This window comes from Paraliomyxa miuraensis (assembly GCF_026337845.1).
GTDB lineage: Bacteria > Myxococcota_A > Polyangia > Nannocystales > Nannocystaceae > Paraliomyxa > Paraliomyxa miuraensis.
Genome location: NZ_JAOVZF010000133.1, coordinates 30,969 through 48,821, shown reverse-complemented (window position 1 = coordinate 48,821; position 17,853 = coordinate 30,969). Strand labels below are relative to the sequence as shown.

At 68.6% G+C, this 17,853-nt stretch carries 16 protein-coding genes and 1 tRNA gene; 11 read left to right on the top strand and 6 right to left on the bottom strand.

Annotated features, from left to right (window positions below; genetic code table 11):
* The first annotated feature begins 1 nt into the window (after window position 1).
* Together OEB96_RS04570 and OEB96_RS04565 are read left to right on the top strand one after the other, a co-directional pair.
* The gene (locus OEB96_RS04570; RefSeq protein WP_266214202.1) at window positions 2-466 is read left to right on the top strand and encodes a hypothetical protein; all 465 of its coding nucleotides are present in this window, start codon (window positions 2-4) and stop codon (window positions 464-466) included.
* Entirely contained in the window at window positions 463-1,038 is a 576-nt protein-coding gene (locus OEB96_RS04565; protein ID WP_266214201.1) for a TlpA family protein disulfide reductase, read from the top strand. Before OEB96_RS04570 ends, OEB96_RS04565 begins: the two co-directional genes overlap by 4 nt.
* An 88-nt stretch (window positions 1,039-1,126) precedes the next feature.
* On the opposite strand, the gene OEB96_RS04560 is transcribed toward OEB96_RS04565, so the two are convergent.
* From OEB96_RS04560 to OEB96_RS04550, 3 genes are read right to left on the bottom strand one after another with little or no spacing between them, the layout of a single operon-like run.
* Window positions 1,127-1,591, bottom strand: coding sequence for an arginine repressor (locus tag OEB96_RS04560; RefSeq protein ID WP_266214200.1), 465 nt, complete (start codon window positions 1,589-1,591; stop codon window positions 1,127-1,129).
* Window positions 1,591-3,504, bottom strand: a complete 1,914-nt coding sequence (gene argJ / locus OEB96_RS04555; protein WP_266214199.1) for a bifunctional glutamate N-acetyltransferase/amino-acid acetyltransferase ArgJ — start codon at window positions 3,502-3,504, stop codon at window positions 1,591-1,593. Before argJ ends, OEB96_RS04560 begins: the two co-directional genes overlap by 1 nt.
* On the bottom strand, window positions 3,501-4,445 hold the full coding sequence (locus OEB96_RS04550; protein ID WP_266214198.1) for an Asd/ArgC dimerization domain-containing protein: 945 nt from the start codon (window positions 4,443-4,445) through the stop codon (window positions 3,501-3,503). The genes argJ and OEB96_RS04550 overlap by 4 nt, the downstream gene beginning before the upstream one ends.
* Before the next feature lie 211 nt (window positions 4,446-4,656).
* Between OEB96_RS04550 and OEB96_RS04545 the strand changes: the two genes are divergently transcribed.
* The 3 genes from OEB96_RS04545 (at window position 4,657) to OEB96_RS04535 (ending at window position 7,085) form a co-directional block, all read left to right on the top strand.
* Window positions 4,657-4,732: transfer RNA gene (locus tag OEB96_RS04545), tRNA-Gly, on the top strand.
* 107 nt (window positions 4,733-4,839) lie between these two features.
* A complete protein-coding gene (locus tag OEB96_RS04540) occupies window positions 4,840-6,294 on the top strand; it encodes a DsbA family protein (RefSeq protein ID WP_266214197.1) in 1,455 nt (484 codons plus the stop codon).
* Window positions 6,291-7,085 carry a DsbA family protein gene (locus OEB96_RS04535; protein WP_266214196.1) on the top strand — a complete coding sequence of 265 codons (795 nt, stop codon included), beginning with the start codon at window positions 6,291-6,293 and terminating at the stop codon, window positions 7,083-7,085. The genes OEB96_RS04540 and OEB96_RS04535 overlap by 4 nt, the downstream gene beginning before the upstream one ends.
* Before the next feature lie 80 nt (window positions 7,086-7,165).
* On the opposite strand, the gene OEB96_RS04530 is transcribed toward OEB96_RS04535, so the two are convergent.
* Window positions 7,166-8,011, bottom strand: coding sequence for a hypothetical protein (locus OEB96_RS04530; RefSeq protein WP_266214195.1), 846 nt, complete (start codon window positions 8,009-8,011; stop codon window positions 7,166-7,168).
* A gap of 542 nt (window positions 8,012-8,553) precedes the next feature.
* On the opposite strand from OEB96_RS04530, the gene OEB96_RS04525 reads away from it, so the two are divergent.
* Genes OEB96_RS04525 through OEB96_RS04515 form a run of 3 tightly spaced genes read left to right on the top strand, consistent with a single transcriptional unit; the run spans window position 8,554 to window position 13,732 of the window.
* A complete protein-coding gene (locus OEB96_RS04525; protein WP_266214194.1) occupies window positions 8,554-9,861 on the top strand; it encodes a DsbA family protein in 1,308 nt (435 codons plus the stop codon).
* Between the two features lie 4 nt (window positions 9,862-9,865).
* The gene (locus OEB96_RS04520) at window positions 9,866-10,765 is read left to right on the top strand and encodes a redoxin domain-containing protein (protein WP_266214193.1); all 900 of its coding nucleotides are present in this window, start codon (window positions 9,866-9,868) and stop codon (window positions 10,763-10,765) included.
* 15 nt (window positions 10,766-10,780) lie between these two features.
* Entirely contained in the window at window positions 10,781-13,732 is a 2,952-nt protein-coding gene (locus OEB96_RS04515) for an AMP-binding protein (protein WP_266214192.1), read from the top strand.
* A 4-nt stretch (window positions 13,733-13,736) separates the two neighbouring features.
* On the opposite strand, the gene OEB96_RS04510 is transcribed toward OEB96_RS04515, so the two are convergent.
* Together OEB96_RS04510 and OEB96_RS04505 are read right to left on the bottom strand one after the other, a co-directional pair.
* Entirely contained in the window at window positions 13,737-14,588 is an 852-nt protein-coding gene (locus tag OEB96_RS04510; protein WP_266214191.1) for a carbon-nitrogen hydrolase family protein, read from the bottom strand.
* A gap of 52 nt (window positions 14,589-14,640) precedes the next feature.
* Window positions 14,641-15,582, bottom strand: coding sequence for an alpha/beta fold hydrolase (locus OEB96_RS04505; protein WP_266214190.1), 942 nt, complete (start codon window positions 15,580-15,582; stop codon window positions 14,641-14,643).
* 208 nt (window positions 15,583-15,790) lie between these two features.
* Here OEB96_RS04505 and OEB96_RS04500 point away from each other — a divergent pair, with 208 nt between their 5' ends.
* From OEB96_RS04500 to OEB96_RS04490, 3 genes are read left to right on the top strand one after another with little or no spacing between them, the layout of a single operon-like run.
* Complete coding sequence (locus OEB96_RS04500) at window positions 15,791-16,249, top strand: hypothetical protein (protein ID WP_266214189.1); 459 nt, start codon at window positions 15,791-15,793, stop codon at window positions 16,247-16,249.
* 1 nt (window position 16,250) lies between these two features.
* The gene (gene cyoE, locus OEB96_RS04495) at window positions 16,251-17,111 is read left to right on the top strand and encodes a heme o synthase (RefSeq protein ID WP_266214188.1); all 861 of its coding nucleotides are present in this window, start codon (window positions 16,251-16,253) and stop codon (window positions 17,109-17,111) included.
* A gap of 41 nt (window positions 17,112-17,152) precedes the next feature.
* Complete coding sequence (locus tag OEB96_RS04490; protein ID WP_266214187.1) at window positions 17,153-17,827, top strand: SCO family protein; 675 nt, start codon at window positions 17,153-17,155, stop codon at window positions 17,825-17,827.
* The last annotated feature ends 26 nt before the right edge of the window (window positions 17,828-17,853 follow it).

The following is a 17,853-nucleotide window of genomic DNA, read 5'->3' as shown; positions in this document are numbered from 1 at the left end:
GATGAGCCCGTTTCTGCGAGCCCTGTGGCGATACGGCGGTCTGCTCGTCCGGCCGCGAGCGACCGTGGCCGCGCTCGAGGCCGACGAGGGGCGCCACGATGGGCTGGTGCTGGGGTTGCTCTATCTGTTCGGGGTGGGGACCCTGGAGCTGCTGCGGGGCGTGGCGGCGGCGCGAGTCACGGCCGATCTGGGCGGGTTGCTGATGTTGGCGTCCGCGCTGGGGCGGGTGCTGGTGGTGCCCATCGTGGTCCTGGTCGCGTGCGAGACCGTGCTCGGTCGGGTGAGGTCACACCGCCGGGGCCTGATGTTGGTCCCGCTGCTGGTCGTGGTCACCGTGGCCCACGAGCTGGCCGCCCATGGTCACGCGTTGCCCTCGCTGTGGCCGGAAGTCGCGGGAGGATCGCTCTGCGTGGGCTGGGCGTGGTGGGTACGGCCCGCGGTCGAGCCCGAGGAGGCGGAGGCATGAGCGCGTCGATGACCAAGGGACTCGGGTCGTGGTGGGCTCCCGTGCTCGTGGGCATGGGCGTGGTGTGCCTGGCCTTGCTCTGCGCTGGCCGAGAACTCCACCAGGGCATCGTGCACTGGGAGCGGCTGGGTCCGCTTCCGCCCGGCGGGCCGACCCCGGCGTTCGAGGTGCTCACCCTCGATGGCGGCCGCTTCGGGCCTGCCGAGCTCGAGGGCAAGGTCAGCGTGCTGACCTTTTGGGCCACCTGGTGTGGCGCCTGCAAGAGCGAGCTGGACGACCTCGACGAACTCCAGCACGAGTACGACGGGCAGTCGGTCCAATTCCTGGCCATCAATCACGACGGAGGCGGGCTCTCCCCCCTCGAGGCGGCGGCGCGAGTCCAGGGCTTTGCGCGGCAGCGGGGGATGACCTTGCCGACCGCGCTCGACGACGGACAGGCCTCGCGGAGCTTTCGGGTCGGACCGATCCCCCACACCCTCGTGGTGGGGCCGGACGGTGTGGTCCGACACGTGCATCAGGGGCGCGTGCTCTCGGAGACGCTCCGGGAGGAGATCTCCGAGCTGCTGCCGTAGCCCCTCGGGGGCTCGTCCCATGCGCCCTCGACCGATCACGTCGCACGGAGCGCGAGCGGTCGAGGGCCCAGGAGCATCGCCCCGCTCGTCAGCGGGGACGAGGAGGGGACTCCAGCCCGATGCCCACTCGAGCGGCGAGGTCCCGCACGAGCGTCTCGATCCGCGCAATCGAACGGGGCACGACCAGTACCGTGTCGTCTCCGGCGAGAGTGCCGATGATGTCCTCGTGTCCGAGCTCGTCGAGCTCGATCCCCACCGCCTGGGCCATGCCCGGTCGGGTGCGCAGCACGACCAGGCATTCGTTGTGCTCGATCGTCGTCACGGTGCGCGCCGAAGGGCCCTTGCGCGACGGCGGGCGACCCAGGCGGTAGACGGGGATGCCGTCGGCCCCCAGGGCTCGCTCGGCGCCGAGGCGCTTGAGGTCACGGCTGACGGTGCTCTGGGTCGCAGTGAACCCACGTTCGGCCAAGAGCGTGCACAGCTCGGCCTGCGTGCTGGCCTGGCCTCCGGCCAGCAGATCCCGTAGCGCCGCGCGGCGGGCCTTGGTCGTCATCAGCCGATCGCTTGTCGAGTGATGAGGGTGCCGATTCCCTCGTCCGTGAACAGCTCGCCGACCAGTGCGTGGGGCAGCCGCACGTCGACCAGGTGGAGTGCCGGGACTCCCCGGGTGGCCGCGTGCTTGGCCAGCACGAGGAGGTCGGGGTTGACCGTCGAGAACCGATCGCGCTCCAGCCCCATCAGGAAGCTCTCGGGGGAGAGACGCTGGACGAATCCATGGGCATCGCGCAGGCCCTGCTCGGCTCCCATTGCGATGAGCTTGTGCATGCCCAGCTTGATCGCCAGGTCGACCACCGCATGCGGGACGGGTCGGTCACGGACCAACACGCACAGGTGGCCACGATCCAGCAGGCGGTTGATGCTCGATGGGTCGGGCGCCACCGGGGCGGAGTAGTGCCCCGTGCCTTGCATGTGGTCGTGGATGCCCTGGGCGAGCGTCTCGCTGGGCACCACCAGCAGGGGGCGCAGGTTGGCGTCGAGGCACAGCTCGAGGTCCTGCGCGAGGTTCTCGATCATGCCCGACACCTCCTGCTGCGGAGGCACGTAGACCATCATGCGCAGGCCCATGAAGCGCCGCACGTAGGCCAAGCCGTCGACCAACAGCTGGTGCTTGAGACGCGGCGAGTAGGCGGCCAAACTGAGGTTGCGACGGACCACGCCATCGTGGCCGACCTCGATCTGGGGCGCGTCGTCGGCGTTGATGCGAACATAGTCGTAGCTGAGGTCGCACCCGAGCGCGAGGTATCGGGCGTCTCCCGCATGGAGATCCAGGGTCCAGCGCACGGTGGTGTCTCGCATTCGCCGGTTGACCTCGGCGATCCTCACCCCCACCGAGGGGCCCTGGGCGGAGTACAGCTCGATGCCTTGTGCCTCGATGGTCATCGTGCGGGGGTCGATCGCCAAGCCGTGCTCCAGCACCACCTGACCCGCGGCGGCGGCGATGCGGCCCCAGTTGGGCTCACCCGCGAAGGCGCTGCACTTGACGAGGCTGCTGCGGCACACGCCGCGTCCGATGAGACGCGCGGTCTTGGCATCCGGCGCCCCCTTGACCTCCACCTCCATCAACCGCGTGGCGCCCTCTCCATCGAGCACGACCTGCCGCGCGAGCGATGCGAGCACGGCGTGCAGCGCGGCCTCGAACGCGGCTTCGGTCTCGGGATCGTCCACGTGGATGTCGCTGGCGCCGTTGGCCAGCACCACGACGCTGTCGTTGGTCGACGTGTCCCCGTCCACGCAGATCCCGTTGAACGTATCCTCCACCCCGGCTCGCAACATTCGCTGCAGGACGTCGGGGGCCACGCTTGCATCGGTGCACACGAAGCCGAGCGTCGTGGCCATGTTGGGGTGGATCATCCCCGAGCCCTTGGCGATGCCCAGCAGGTGCACCGGCTCGGTCGTGCCGGGAAGCGTGAGTGACACCGACGCGACCTTGGTGACCGTATCGGTGGTGAGGATCGCGGCGGCGAATCCCATGGGGTCGGGTCCCGACTCGTCGAGGAGGGTCGGCAGCGCACGCACCACGAGATCGGCCGGCAGCGGGACCCCGATGATCCCGGTGGACATGGTGAGGACCGCGGACCCGGTCACGCCCAGGGCCGTGGCGGCTTCCGAGGCGACCTCGGCGTTGCCTTGCTCTCCCTCACGGCCGGTCATCGCGTTGGCGTTGCCGCTGTTGACGACCACCGCGACCACCTCGCGGCTCGGCAGCAGGCTCGCGTCTCGCTCCACGCACGCCGCCCGGGCGGGGTTTTGGGTGAACGTGCCCGCGGCGCTCGCCGGACGCTCGCTGCGGATGATCCCGAGGTCGGCGCGGCCCTGCTTGATGCCGCAGCGTACGGCACCAAAGCGAAAGCCTCGGGGTAGGGTGACGGTGTCGTCGAGCACGGTGGAGACGGGAGGAACGGTCATGGAAGCATCCTCGACATGCCAGGGAGGCCGGTGGGGGGCTCGAGTAGAGGCGGGGGCAAGCCGAGCTCGGGGGGCAGGCCGAGCCAGAGGTTGAGGTTGTGGAGCGCTTGCGAGGCCGCGCCCCGCATGAGGTTGTCGATGGTGGAGAACACTGGCACCAGGCCGCTACGCTCGCGTGGACCCACGGCCAGCAGGGCCTGATGGGTGCCCACCACGTGCCGAAGCCCCAGACCCGGCCCCGGCTCCGCAAGCACCGTGACCCACGGGTGAGCCTCGTACGCTGCTCGCAAGCCGTCGAGCAATTGCGCAGGCTCGCGGCGCGGTCGCACGAATGCAGTGACCAGCATGCCGCGAACGACGGGTAGCAACTGCGTCACGAAGCTCACCGAGGCACCCAGGACGTGCTCGATCTCCGGCGTGTGGCGATGCTCGCCGACCTTGTAGGGGAAGCTGTTGTCGTGGAGCTCGCAGAAGTGGAGATCGTCTCGCAATCCCTTGCCGGCCCCCGATGCTCCGCTTGCCCCCAGCACCGCGATGCCTTCGGGCTCGATGAGGCGGGCGTCGAGCAGGGGCCGCAGCACCAGCAACGTGGCGGTTGGGTAGCACCCCGGGTTGGCGACCAGAGGGGTGTTGGGCGTGGGCGGTCCCTGCAGCTCGGGGAGGCCGTAGTGCGCCCGAGGATCGAGCCGGTGAGCGTCGGAGAGATCCAGCACCCGATGCCCTCTTCGGAGCAGCGCATCCGTCCAGCCTCTCGCGGCCTCCGAGGGGGTTGCCAGGGCGACCACATCACATGCGGCACACACGGTCAGGGCCTCGTCGTCGGGCTCGCGGGCGTGGACGATGCGAGGGGATATGCACGGATGATGCACAAGCAGCGCATGCAAGACTTGGCCGGCATATCCTCCAGCCCCAATCAGAGCCACCGTGTATCGCGCCGTCATGGAAGGCGTATGCATACTCTAGCGGGTCTCATGCAACAAGGTACCGGGGCCGAACGCATCCGTGAGGAAGAGGAGGGGATGCGGTATGGTGCCTACGACCATGCGGATCTTGCGCGAAGCAATCCCAGCCGGCTTCCTCGAGGTCGGTGAGCCCCTGTGGTTGGGGCTTGACACTCCCCTGGGGTCCGGGCAGAGTTCGCAACCCCAACGCGCGGGAGTAGCTCAGTTGGTAGAGCGCAACCTTGCCAAGGTTGAAGTCGCGAGTTCGAGTCTCGTCTCCCGCTCCAAGGCCCCGATCCACCTCCTTCGCCCCGCTCGGCTCGCCGGCGGGGCGTTGGCGTGTCTGGGCATCGGCAGGGGTATCGGCGCGCGACTGGGACTGGGGGGGTGCCTCGTGGCGGCCGCCCTGGCCCTGGGGAACGTCGGCTGCCAGACCGAGACCAAGCCGGGAGGGACGGAGCCTCGCGTGCGCATCGATGCCGAGCGCTACCGCGTGGATCTCTTCGAAGACGACCATGCGCTGGGCGGGGAGCAACCGCTGGTGACGGTGGTGGTGTTCACCGACTACGCGTGTCCACCCTGCGGGCGCACCTGGCAGGTGATGGACCACCTCGTCGAGGACTACGGGGCCGATCTGCGCGTCGTCTACCGTGCCTATACGGTGCCCGGGTTCGGTCGAGGTGAGCAGGCCGCCGAGGCGGCCTACGCCGCTGGGGCACAGGGCAAGTTCTGGGACATGCACCGGCGCCTGTTCGCGCAGGGCGGACAGTTCGATCGGCCCACGTTGCGCGCGTTGGCCGAGGAGCTCGGCCTCGATGTACCGCGCTTCCTCGACGATATCGACACGGGATCCCACAGCGGCCAGCGAGTGCGCCACCGTAGGCAGGCCAAGGCGCTGGGCGTGACGGGCCTGCCCGCGTCGTTCGTCAACGGGCTCTATCTTCCGGGGTACGCCGACGAGGCCGCGTGGCACGGCGTGATCGACGAGGAGATCCGGCGGGCTCGCGGACTGCTTGCGCAGGGCACTCCGCGGGCCCAGGTCTACGAGGCGTTCATGAAGTCTGCCTCCACCAAGCAGGTGGGGTCTGCGCCCGGTGAGCAAGCCTTGCGCGAGGAGCTGGCGGCCAAGCCGAACGTCTCCGCGACGCCCAAGCGGCTGACCCCGCCCGATCCCTCCAAGCGCTACTCCGTACGGGTGGGCGATGCTCTGGCCGCCGGCGCCGAGGATGCGCCCGTGGAGATCGTCATGTTCTTCGACTTCCGCTGTCCCTTTTGCCGTCGCGCGTGGCAACAGGAGCTCGGAGTCCTCGTACGAAGCCAGCCCGAGGGCATTCGCCTGGGCGTGCGACAGCTCCCGCTCGAGATCCATCCCGAGGCCCGAGGCGCGGCCCTTGCGGGGCTGGCCGCCGCCCGGCAGGGCCGGTTCTGGGGGATGTTCGACGCCCTGGTCGAGCACGAGGGCCCGCTGGGACGCAGCGATTTCATGGCCTACGCGAAGGCGCTGGAGCTCGACCTCGAGCGATTTGGCAGCGACCTCGACGATCCTGGGTTGGCCGAGCAGCTCGCAGCCGACGTCGCGCTCGCCGATCGAGCGGGGGTCACGGGAACCCCTGGGTTCTTCATCAACGGACGCTACATCAGCGGGTTCAACCCGGGAGCGCTCTCCAGAATGATCGAGGAGGAGCAGGCCGTGGCTCAGGAGCGGATCGATTCGGGCATCCCCCGCCATCAAGTCGTCGACGCGATCCTCCAAGATGCGGCTCCGCTGCCCGGGGGCGGCAGCCCGCAGCCGGCCAACGGGATTCCATCGCCTGCGGATGGGCTCCCCCCAGCGGGAGGTGCCCCATGAACGCAGCCCGTGGAGTGGGTCGTGGCCGTGTCGCAGCGGCCGCGATCGTGGTCGGCGTGAGCCTGATGCTGGCGGCATGTCGTGCCTCGCCACCCGCTGCGGCCGACCCCCAGCTGCCGCCGCTTCCCGGTCCGGAAGACGTGGATGGTTCGCTCGATCGCATGGTCGAGGGTGAGCGCTGGCCGGCCATCGTCTCGGCCGAGGCGCCCGCCAAGGGGGCGGCCCAGCCGTTGGTCACGATCGTCGAGTACAGTGATTTCGAGTGTCCGTTCTGTGGGGCGTTTGCCCAGACGCTGGATGAGCTGGTCGCGGCCTATCCCGATGATGTTCGGGTGGTGTTCCAGCAGTTTCCCCTGTCCATGCATCCAGGGGCCGAGCCGGCAGCCCGGGCCTCGATTGCCGCGCAAGCTCAGGGGCGGTTTTGGGTCATGCACGATCGGTTGTTCGCCGAGCGGCACGCGAACGGGACCGAGCGGCTGGTGGAGATCGCCGACGAGCTCGGCCTCGACGAGGCGAAATTCGCCGCCGATCTCGAGGCGGAGGCCACCGCACAGCGGGTGCGCGATGAGCAGGCCAAGGGGAGGGAGATCGGCGTGCGCAGCACCCCGAACTTCTTCATCAATGGGCGTCGAGTCGAGGGAGCGCTCAAGCCCGAGGCGCTGCAGAGACTGGTGGAGCTCGAGCGGCAAGGAGCCCAGCAACTGGTCGATGCCGGGTCCGCGCGAGCGCAGGTCTATGCGCGGTACATGAGAGCGGCCGTCGACCAGCACGGCGGCAAGAAGGCACGGTAGGGGTCTCCGCACCTCGGCTCGAGCGAGGTCGAGGTACGGAGACCGTGGTGTCCCGTCGTCGTCGGGAGCTGCGGGCCGTCCTACGCGGCTCGCGACGCGGAAGAATGGTTGGCCGAGTCCTCCGCGGACGCCGCGGCGGGAGTCTCATCGAAGGAAGGACGCGAGCGCCTCGACGAGCGCTGGACGTAGAGCGACGGTAGGTACCAGTCGACGTCACCGTGGCCCCAGCGCAGGAACGTGACGCCGCGGCGGCACGTGTCATGAGTGCGGACGAGCAGGGTGAATGCCTGGGCCCGGACGAGCTTGGCCTCGCGGCTGGCAAGCGTGTCCCGGGGGAGCCGACGGACGCCCAGGGCGACTTGGAGCTCGAGGCCGAGCTCTGCCGCCCTTGCCACCATGGCCGGGGTGATCGGGACCTTGTTCTCGACCTCGGTCCAGACGGCTCCCAGCATCATGGACAGCGTGGAGAGCGTGCTCGGCAGGTTGTGGGGTCGTGTGCCGGTGCGAAGGGCCGCGACCTGATCGGCAGGCAAGAGCCCAAAGTGGGCCAGCGACTCGGCGCCGACCATCAGATTGCTCCGTAGCTCGCGACCTTCCTCGAGCAGCGTCGGTAGGCGCCGATCCCGTGTCGGGCCGAGGTTGGTCGCGACCAGATGCGCGTGGAGGGCGGCCGCCGCGTGGGTTCGCAGTCTCCGTGCGGGGCCGGGGTCGTAGAACGAGAGCTGCTCGAGCGAGGGAAGCAGCTCGTCGAGGCGCTCCGCCGCCCCGAATACGTTCTGCGTGACCTTGGGGATGTCGACGCTGATGCGGGCGAGCTGTTCCTTGGGGATGGCCCTGATCTCGTGCTCTGCGGAGCGAAAGGCGTCAGCCAGTGTCGTCGCGGTCAGGAATCCGTCGAGGGGGGGTGATTGATGGGGAGATTTCATGGCAACATGGTCATCGGCCACGCGAGCGATTCGTTGCAGGAAATCGTGAAGATTTCTTCGGAGCACCGAGCGGATGGTCCACCGTCAAGGAATCTTCAACGGTTGGCGTGTTGGCGAAGGACCGATCATCCATGGATGTTGGATGGTGGCCTTGCCGGGGTGACGATCGTTGAAGTCCCCTCGGCGATCGGCCGCGAGGCCAAGGCCGATCGTCAAGGAATCTTCGACGACGGCACCTACGTTGGCCGACGAACCGAAGCGGTGGCGGTGACTCACGTGGGTCGAGATGCAAGGGGCGCCGTCAGGTGAGGGACGAGCGGGCCGGGCCCAAACCGGCGTTCGGCCGGACGCGGAATCGGCGCGTCGACGTGCTTGGGCACCCCGCCCGCAATCCAAAATGATCTCCACCCCTTGAGCGGCGATGGTCGCGCCCTGCTACCCTGCGCCCGTTCACGACGGGCATCATGGCCGATCACGACGACGAGGCGCCAAGGACCCCGGAGCCGCCCCCCAGGGCGGGAGGTCCCAAGGAAGCGAGCCGCATGGAGCCCATCCTGGGCATCCTTGGCTTCTTGATCGCGCTCTCGGTGGGATTCTACAGCTGCCAGGCGATCAAGCGTCATCGCGCGGATCAGCAGGCGGCATGGCAGGGCTTCGAAGATCGAACGCGCTATCGCGTGCAGCTGTCGGGCCACGAGCCTCAAGAGGGGCCCAGTGATGCGCTGGTGACGATCATCGAGTTCTCCGACTACGAGTGCCCGTTTTGCCAGCGTGCCCACGAGCCTTTGATGGACGCGCTCGACGACCACGACGACGTCCGCCTGATCTTCAAGCACTACCCACTGCCGATGCACCCCAACGCCATTCCCGCGGCCCGGGCCGCATGGGCCGCGCAGCAGCAGGGCAAGTTCTGGGAGATGCACGACCACCTGTTCTCGGTGGGGGGCAAGCTCGACGATGTCGAGCAGGTCGCCGAGCGCCTGGGGCTCGACGTGGAACGCTTTCGCCACGACATGGTCAGCGAGGCCGCCGGTGAGGCGATCGAGGCCGATCGGTACGCGGCGGGGCGCTTGGGCATCGGGTCCACGCCGCACTTCGTGATCAACGGTCGCCACATTCGAGGGGCCCTCGCTCGCAATCACTGGGAGAAGATCATCGACTCCGAGCGTGAGGAGGCCGAGTCGCTGATCGCCCAGGGAACGCCTCGGGGGGCGATCTACGAGCACTTCATGAAGGACGCGCCCGCCCAGCGCGCCAAGCCTCGCAACGGGCCCGACCCGGACGAGCGCCATCCCATCACGGCCGGACGAGGGCGGCCGAGCCTCGGGCCCGACGACGCTCCGATCACGGTCGTCGAGTTCTCCGACTTCCAGTGCCCGTTCTGTGCCCGGCTGGCGCCCACCATGCACGAGCTGGTCTCGCGACACCAGGACGTGCGGGTCGTGTTCCGGCAGCTCCCGCTCGACATGCACCCCGCAGCGCGACCCGCGGCCAAGGCCGCGCTGGCGGCTCATCGTCAGGGCAAGTTCTGGGCAATGCACGACGCCCTGTTCGACAAGGGCGGCAAGCTCGATGCCGACGAGCTCGAAGGGATCGCCGCGCAGATCGGGCTCGACATGGATCAGTTCGGTCGGGATCTCGAGGATCCGGCCATCGACCAGATGATCGTCGAGGACGAGACATTGGCGCGTCAGGTCGGCGTCACCGGCACGCCGGCCTCGTTCGTCAACGGTCGCTTCATTGGGGGAGCACAGTCGGTCGCCGCGTTCGATGCATTGATCGAGCAGGAGCGGACGACCGCGAGCAGCCCGGCCGAGGCAGAGCCCGCGGCAGCGGCAGGAGGGGGCTGACGAGATGGCTCAGGGTGCCTCGACGACTCGTGCTACGCGCATCGACGCGCTGGGGACGGTGGCCCTTGGCACCTACGTGCTGATCGCGGCTGCGTTCGTGCTGGGTTTCGGTTCTGCGCTGCGCACGGCTGTTCCACGGCAGAACGAGACGCCGTGCCGGTCGCTCGCGCCGCTGCAAGCCCGGCTCACCGGAGTCGTCGTCGACGAGGACGGCACGCCCGTGGCCAACGCCGAGCTCGTACCGGTGTTCGGCGGGCGCACCCTGAGCCCGGTCGGAGTACGACCGGACGGGACCTTCACCGTGTTCGCGCCCAAGGGCTGGCAGCAGATCCAGGTGAGGGCGCCGGGCAAGGCCGCGTTGAGCGCCGACGTGAGGTTCGAGGCGTCACAGCTCGTCGACGTGGAGGTTCGGCTCGTGGACGCGGATGGCTCCACACCGGGCACGCTGACCGAGAAGTCTCGCGCCGTATGGGAAGCCCCGGATCTCGCGCTCGAGGATCTTCAGGGCAATGACGTTCGGCTCTCGAGCTACCGGGGCAAGCTGGTCGTGCTCAACTTCTGGGCGACGTGGTGCGAGCCGTGCATCACCGAGTGGCCGCAGGTCGCCAAGCTCGCTCATCGCCTGAAGGAGGACGGCGAGGGGCAGATCGCCGTCCTCGCCGTGAGCATCGATCAGGAGCGTGACGAGATCGATCCGTTCCTGCAGCGGATGTCGCTGTTCGATTCGCCGGTCGAGGTGCTGTGGGACGACACGACCAAGCAGCATGAGGACTTCGGGAGCGAGAAGATCCCCGATACCTACTTCGTGGACGAGCAGGGCAGGGTGGCCGCCGTGTTCGTCAACGTACGTGAGTGGGGCTCGCCCGACGCCTTGCACTGCGTCGAGTCGTCGGTGGACGACTAGCATCGGGCTGCGCGGATGTCCGAGGGCGTCGAGAAGCTCCCAGAGGGTGAAGTGGCCGAGGGCGGCATGCCCGGGGGGGACAGGCCCGGGGGTGAAGTGGCCGAGGTTGGCATGCCCGGGGGGGACATGGCGCGCGTGCTGGAGGTGGTCCGCGGGGTCGTGGTCGACGTGAGCGATGGTCGGGGTCTGGGGCACGTGTCGCCCGAGGTCTCGTTCGAGCGCGAGCTGGGACTCGGCAGCCTCGAGCGGGTGGAGCTCTCGGTTCGTGCGGGTGAGGCGTTCGGCGTGCGCCTACCAGAGGAGGCGATCGGCGTGATCGACACGCCACGGCAGCTGCTCGCCTCGCTGCTCGCGGCGAGATCGCCCGAGGCCGCCGTGGTGTCCGCGGTGGCGCCGACCAGTCCCGAGGAGCGGGTCGCTCTGTTGCCATCCCAGTCGCCGGCTCCGGCGCCGGTCGATGCGGTCACCCTCGTGGAAGTCCTCGAGCATCACCTGAGGGTCCAGCCCGATCGCGTGCACATCGTGCTGCATGGCGATGACGACACGGCCGACCCGATCTCCTACCGGGCCCTGCATGCCGCGTCGATGACGGTGGCACGAGCGCTACGGCGACGAGGGCTGGAGCACGGGCGATGCGTTGCCATCATGCTGCCCACCGGAATCGGCTACTTCGCCACGTTCATGGGGGTGCTGCTCGCAGGAGGCGTTCCCGTGCCGCTCTATCCGCCGGTTCGGCTCGATCGAATCGCCGAGTACCTCGAGCGCTGCGCCAAGATCCTCGACAATGCGCAGGCCCAGGTCCTGGTCACCTTCGATCGCGCAGCACGGGTTGCCGGGCTCGCGCGAGATCGCGTGACCTCCGTCGAGCACGTGCTCTCGGTCGACGCGATCCTCGGTCATGGTGCCGAGCCTGGTGACGAGGCAGGGGCGCGGGTCGAACTCTCGGCGGAGGACACGGCGCTCATCCAGTACACCTCGGGGAGCACGGGCGATCCCAAGGGAGTGGAGCTGACCCACGCCAACGTGCTGGCCAACATTCGGGCGGCCGCGACCGGCTGTGCGCTGGCGCCCGAGGACGTGATCGTGACCTGGCTGCCGCTCTACCACGACATGGGACTCATTGGTGGCTGGCTCATGCCGTTCTACTTCGGCGTGCCCACCGTGGTGATGTCGCCCATGGCGTTCCTCTCCCGACCCGAGCGTTGGCTGCTCGCACTCACGGAGTACGGAGCAACGGCCTCCGTGGCGCCGAACTTCGCGTTCGATCTGTGCGTCAAGCGAATCGATGAGGAGATGGTGAGTCGGCTTCGGCTCGGCCAAGTGCGTGCGATCCTCAACGGCTCCGAGCCGATCCTCCCCTCGACCCTCGATCGCTTCGTCGAGCGCTTTGCTCCGGCTGGGTTTCGCCGGGAGGCGATCTTTTGCGCGTACGGCTTGGCCGAGAACATGGTGGCCGTCACGTTCCCTCCCGTGCTTCGAGCACCGCGGATCGATCGTGTCGACCGCGGGATCTTCGAGGCCGAAGGACGTGCCTTACCATGCGACGAAGGTGTGGATGCGCTCGAGTTCGTGGGGGTGGGCCGTGCGGTGCCCCAGCACGAGGTGCAGGTGGTCGACGAGCGTGGGCAGGCGGTGCCCGAGCGCCAGCAGGGCACGGTGTGGTTTCGCGGCCCCTCGTCGTTCAAGGGCTACTTTCGGCGGCCCGACGCCACGGCCCAGGTCCAGCGGGCCGACGGCTGGGTCGATACTGGCGACCTCGGCTATCTGGCCGAGGGGGAGCTGTTCATCACCGGACGGGTCAAGGATCTCATCATCAAGGGGGGCCGCAACTACTATCCGCACGAGATCGAGGCGGCGGCGGCGACGGTCTCGGGCATTCGCCAGGGATGCGTGGCGGCGTTCGCGGTTCGGGACGAGGGCACGGGAACCGAGCAGATCGTCGTGATCGCAGAGACCCGCGAGCAGGAGCCGCTGGCCCGCGAGATGCTCGTCGGTCGCGTCATCGAGGCGATCACTGCGCGGGTGGGGGTGCCTCCCGATCGCGTGGTGTTGGTCGGTCCGGGGGCGGTGCCCAAGACGTCCAGCGGCAAGATCCGTCGCCGGGAGAGCCGACAGCTCTACCTCACGGGAACGATCGAGCGGGGCCACGGTTCGGTGGCCCGGCAGGCCGTAGGGCTCTTCGTACGGGCATTGCCCTCCCGCATGGCTCAGGTCCTGCGGCGGGTGGTACGGGCGCTCTACGGAGCCTACGCGTTCGTCGTGATCGTCGGCTCTTGCTTCGTCGCGGCCCTCGTCGCCCGCCTGTGCCCGACCCCGGCGAGTTCTCGTCGGCTGGCTCGATGGGAAGCTCGAGCTGCGCTGTGGCTCACCGGTCTGCGCCCTCGGGTCACGGGTCTAGCGCGGATCCCCGAGGGCGGTGCGATCCTCTGCGCCAACCACTGCGGATACCTCGACTTCCTGATCTGTACGGCCGCGCTGCCAACCCACCTGCGTTTCGTGATCAAGGGCGAGCTACGGTCCAATCGCTTCCTCGGTCCGGTGCTCGAGCGCATGGGTCATGTGTTCATCGACCGACACTCGGCCGTGCGCTCGCAGGTTGCCCTCGAGGAGGTCGTCGCGCTCCTCGGACGGCGAGAGCGGGTGATGTTGTTTCCCGAGGGGACCTTCTCCTCCGACGTCGGCATGCGACCGTTCAAGCTGGGGACGTTTCGCCTCGCGTGCGAGACCGGAAGTCCCGTGGTCCCGGTGGTGCTGCGGGGCTCTCGCAAGGCACTGCGGGATGGCACCTGGCTTCCTCGGCATGTACCCATCGAGGTCGAGGTGCTCGAGCCCATGCGCGGGGAGGGCACCACCATCGCCGACATCGTGCGACTCCGTGACCGCTGCGCCGACGCAATCGCGACGCACATCGATGAGCCACGGCTCTACGCGGCAGACATCACGATCCCGGGAGACGGGTCGTCGTGAGGGGTCATGCGCGACCGCGGTCGAGCCCACGCGGGAGGGTCTCCGTCCACGCCTGGGCGTAGACATCGCTGCGGACCGCGAGGTAGCCGGGGTAGCTCGCGATTGCCTCGTCGTTGCGGCCCGTGTCCACGTCCACGAACACGAGGGGCTCGGTGCTCTCCACCACCACGGTGCCGGCGGGATCGATGGCGATCGATGGCCCTCCGAGCGAAGCGCCCTGCTCCGGGGCCGGGCGATTGACGGAGAGGATCCACGTGCAGGAGGTTCTGGCCGTTGCCTGCATCACCAATCGCCAGTGATCGAACGTCTCGGGCTCGGTGGCGCGTGGATGACAGATCAACCGTGCACCACGGGCCGCGAGCACGTGGGTCCCCTGGGGCCGATGGATGTCCGAGCAGATCTGGATTCCGAACGGTATCCCGTGCAAGGCCAGCAGCGGCAAGGAACCCGGGCCAGGCTCGTAGTGGTCGGCCTCCCAGAATCCGGGCTCTTGCGGGAGGTGCAGCTTGGCGTAGCGGCCACGCTCGTGGCCTTCGGCATCGAACACGATCGCATGGTTCTCGCGTCGCCCCTTTGCTGGATCGCGGACGATCGTTCCCCCCAGCACGGCCACGCCCACTTCGGCGGCGGCCACGGCCATTCGTTGGTGCCGCGAACCGCCAGGAGGCTCGGCATCCTCGTCACGAACGTCTCGTGTCGCGGGTACCCAGGGCAGCAGCGGGAGCTCGGGGAGCACGACCAACTGCGCACCTCCGTCCTTGGCCTGGGTCAGCCGGGCGCGCAGGCGAGCGTCTGCATCGTGGTCGAAGAAGACATCCGAGATCAACGCGACTCGTAGACGCGTGGCGGCGGTCATTGGGCGGAGCGTAGCAGCCGGCTGCCACGGGCACTGGAGGTGAGTCGAACCATCAGCGGTATGGACGTTGGCGGTCCAGCCAGGCGAGGACCTCGCCCTCCCAGCTCCCGGGAGCGGCTACGTGGCCGCCGTCCAACCACCGAACGTCGAGGGATCGAAGGTCCGTGCTCAGGCTCGGTTCCACCGTCCAGCGCGGCACCATGGGATCATGCCGCATGCCCACGTAGAGCCCCGGCACCTTCAGCTCGCCAAGACGTGGTCCGACGCTTTGGCTTCGGTGGTAGGCCTCGACATCGCCGAAGCCAAAGCGCGGAACCACCGCCAGCCGGTCCCACTCGCGCAGCGTTCGAACGCGTACCACCTCGTCCACGGCGCTTGCGAGCGCTCGTCGTGCGGCGGTCCGTCGGTAGCCTCGCTTGAGTCCCGAAAGGACATGTCGACGGTAGAGCCAGGCACTCCGGCGATCGATGGCCCGACAGCCCAGGGCGAGGTCGAGAGGGGAGGAGATCGCGGCGATGCCCACGACGCGCGGGTCTGGGGCGAGCCCCATCCGGAGCGCGAGGTGGCCACCCAGCGAGAACCCGAGCACCAGCACTCGGTCGTAGCGTTGCAGCGTCGGGTCCGCCAGCGCGTGAGTCAGGTCGCTGCCCAGTCCGGCGTGGTAGAGGTCCTCGCCATCCCCCGAGCTTCCCCGCAGCGCCAGCCGCAAGCAAGCCCACCCACGCTGCTCGGCGAGCGGTGTGATCCGGCGGCAGTAGGGGCTGTCGGGTTCTCCGCCCAAACCGTGCACGACCAGCAGCAAGGTGCTCGCTCCGCCCTCGTGCAGCCGGCCGTGGAGTCGCACGGGTCCCAGCCGTGGATCGTCGACCCACGTGCTCCACGAACTCGACTGCGGGATTGGCACCGGGCGAAGCCGGGCGGCGACCGCGGAGGCCACCGTCCACCAGTGTCCCTCCACTACGGGCTTCCATGCCCACCGATCGCGCGCGGCCATGCGTGGCCCGAGACTCTAGCCTCGACTCTGGTCGCCACCAACGAGCGCCTCGATGGTCCTGGTGGGCGCATGTACCGACCCCTTCCATCGGGCGTTTCACCGGTCCCTCACCGGCCGTTGGAAAGGCCCTGGACGGTGTTCCAACGGGTGAAACACGTGCGGGATGCCACGTTGACCGATGTTGGGCACCGCGCTAGCTTGCCCCCGCGTGACGAGCCCGGAGTTCGAGACTTCTGGGCCCAGCCTTCGCTTGGTGCTGGGCATCATGGCGATCGTGGTCGTCGTGATGGGGGTCGCGGCGTACTGGCGGTACGACGTCTCCGAGGACCATTTCGCGGTCACGCTGACCGAGATGGATCGCAAGGGTCCCGTCCTCGACGTCGAGGGCTGCATCGATGCCGTGATCGAATGGCACGCTCGCTGCGAGGCCAACAAGCCTCTATGCGACAACGGAGTGCCGCAGGTGATGACTCACTGCCTGGTCGGTCGCGATCGCAAGGATGCGTGCGAGTCCATCGAGCTTGGCTCGGCCAAGGCCCAGTGGGTCTACCTGTCCTGCCTCGATCGCGGGACCCCGTGCCGCAACAAGAAGCAGTGCGTCTGCGCCGACGCCTACCGCACGCTCGACAGCTACTGCCGCCACGATCAGAAGGGAGTGGCCCTCTAGCATGGCTCGCGCCAACGATCTGTGGGCGCTGACCAAGCCGGGAGTCACGCGGATGTGCGTGCTGACCACGGCGGGAGGGTTGGTGCTCGCACCTGGCTCGATCGGCTGGTCGTCGAGCATCGCCGTGGTGATCGGCTCCGCGCTCGCGGTGGGGGGGGCCAACGCAGCCAACATGTGGTGGGAGCGCGACAGCGATGCGCTGATGTCGAGGACCCGGCGTCGCCCGCTGCCGGCGGGACGCTTGTCGCCGTCGGTTGCCCTCGGCTTTGCGGTGCTGATGTCGCTGCTCTCGGTGATCGTGCTCGGGGTGTTCGCCAACGCGCTCGCGGCTGGGCTCGCGACCTTTGCGATCCTCTCCTACGTGTTCGTCTACACCCCGCTCAAGCGACGCACGCCCCTGGCCCTGGTCATCGGGGCGATTCCGGGCGCCGTGCCGCCGCTGCTGGGATGGACGGCGGTCACGGATGCGCTGGATCCGGGCGGCTTGGTGCTGTTTGGGATCTTGCTCGTTTGGCAGATTCCTCACTTCATTGCCATCGCGCTCTACCGCAAGGCCGAGTACGCCCGGGCCGGGATCCGCGTGGTGCCGCTGGTGCGCGGTGATGCCGTCGCCAAGATCCAGGCCGTGGCCTGGGCCGGAGCCCTCGTACCGCTGTCGCTGATGCTCACCCCGTTGGGCGTGGCCGGATTCTTCTACCTCGCCGCCGCCATGATCCTGGGCATGGGGTTCTTGGGGTGGGCATTCACCGGCCTCGACGATCATGCGGGGGCCCGCTGGGCTCGTGGGTACTTCCTGGCGTCCCTGGTCTACCTGCCCGCGCTGACCGCGGTGCTCGCCATCGACGTGGCCCTGCTCTCATGAGGTCCCGTGCCCTCCTTATATAAAGGCCCCAAGGACTGCGAATGAGACCCCCCGCCGACCTACGCCGACCCGGCTGGCTCGAGTGGCTTCGCCGCCACATCTGGGTGATGGCGTTCGTGGTTGGTGCGGTGAGCATCACGGCCCTGCGGTGTAGCGGACGCCTGCGACACGTCCCCGAGCCGCCGCCGGTCATGTTCACGCTGCCCAGCGACTATTCGTTGGTCGACCACCTCGGTCGTCCTTTCGACCCCCAGACCCTGCGGGGCAAGGTCTGGGTGGCGGGCTTCGTGTTCACCACGTGTCCCAGCAGCTGCCCCGCGGTCACCCGGGCCATGGACGAGCTCCGGCAGCGACTCGACCGCTATGGGGTCGACGTGGAGATGGTCTCGTTCACCGTCGACCCCGAGCACGACACGCCCGAGGTCCTGGCGGCTCACTTCGCAGCGCAAGGGGTGGACTCGGAGCACTGGCGCTTCGTCACGGGCGAGCCCGTCGCGGTCCTGCGGCTGGTCCGGCACGGGTTCAAGCTCGGAGTCGGCGACCGCGAGGCGGACGAGCAGGGAGTGGCCTACGACATTGCGCACTCGACCAAGCTCGCGTTGATCGACGGGGACGGCGGGGTACGAGGCTTCTACGGCATCAGCGACGAGCACGGGACCGATGAGATCTTCGAACGAGCCCAGCACGTGCTGGCCGAAATGGAGCGGGGTCGGTGAGGACCCTCGCGTTCGCGCCCAGCCCC

Bases quoted from the DNA above. Each gene is read 5' to 3' on its own strand.
- OEB96_RS04520 (WP_266214193.1), top strand. From the start codon at position 9,866: ATGGCTCAGGGTGCCTCGACGACTCGTGCTACGCGCATCGACGCGCTG.
- OEB96_RS04560 (WP_266214200.1), bottom strand. From the start codon at position 1,591: ATGACGACCAAGGCCCGCCGCGCGGCGCTACGGGATCTGCTGGCCGGA.
- OEB96_RS04510 (WP_266214191.1), bottom strand. From the start codon at position 14,588: ATGACCGCCGCCACGCGTCTACGAGTCGCGTTGATCTCGGATGTCTTC.
- argJ (WP_266214199.1), bottom strand. From the start codon at position 3,504: ATGACCGTTCCTCCCGTCTCCACCGTGCTCGACGACACCGTCACCCTA.
- cyoE (WP_266214188.1), top strand. From the start codon at position 16,251: ATGGCTCGCGCCAACGATCTGTGGGCGCTGACCAAGCCGGGAGTCACG.
- OEB96_RS04550 (WP_266214198.1), bottom strand. From the start codon at position 4,445: ATGACGGCGCGATACACGGTGGCTCTGATTGGGGCTGGAGGATATGCC.
- OEB96_RS04535 (WP_266214196.1), top strand. From the start codon at position 6,291: ATGAACGCAGCCCGTGGAGTGGGTCGTGGCCGTGTCGCAGCGGCCGCG.
- OEB96_RS04530 (WP_266214195.1), bottom strand. From the start codon at position 8,011: ATGAAATCTCCCCATCAATCACCCCCCCTCGACGGATTCCTGACCGCG.
- OEB96_RS04570 (WP_266214202.1), top strand. From the start codon at position 2: ATGAGCCCGTTTCTGCGAGCCCTGTGGCGATACGGCGGTCTGCTCGTC.
- OEB96_RS04505 (WP_266214190.1), bottom strand. From the start codon at position 15,582: ATGGCCGCGCGCGATCGGTGGGCATGGAAGCCCGTAGTGGAGGGACAC.
- OEB96_RS04515 (WP_266214192.1), top strand. From the start codon at position 10,781: ATGTCCGAGGGCGTCGAGAAGCTCCCAGAGGGTGAAGTGGCCGAGGGC.
- OEB96_RS04490 (WP_266214187.1), top strand. From the start codon at position 17,153: ATGAGACCCCCCGCCGACCTACGCCGACCCGGCTGGCTCGAGTGGCTT.
- OEB96_RS04525 (WP_266214194.1), top strand. From the start codon at position 8,554: ATGGAGCCCATCCTGGGCATCCTTGGCTTCTTGATCGCGCTCTCGGTG.
- OEB96_RS04565 (WP_266214201.1), top strand. From the start codon at position 463: ATGAGCGCGTCGATGACCAAGGGACTCGGGTCGTGGTGGGCTCCCGTG.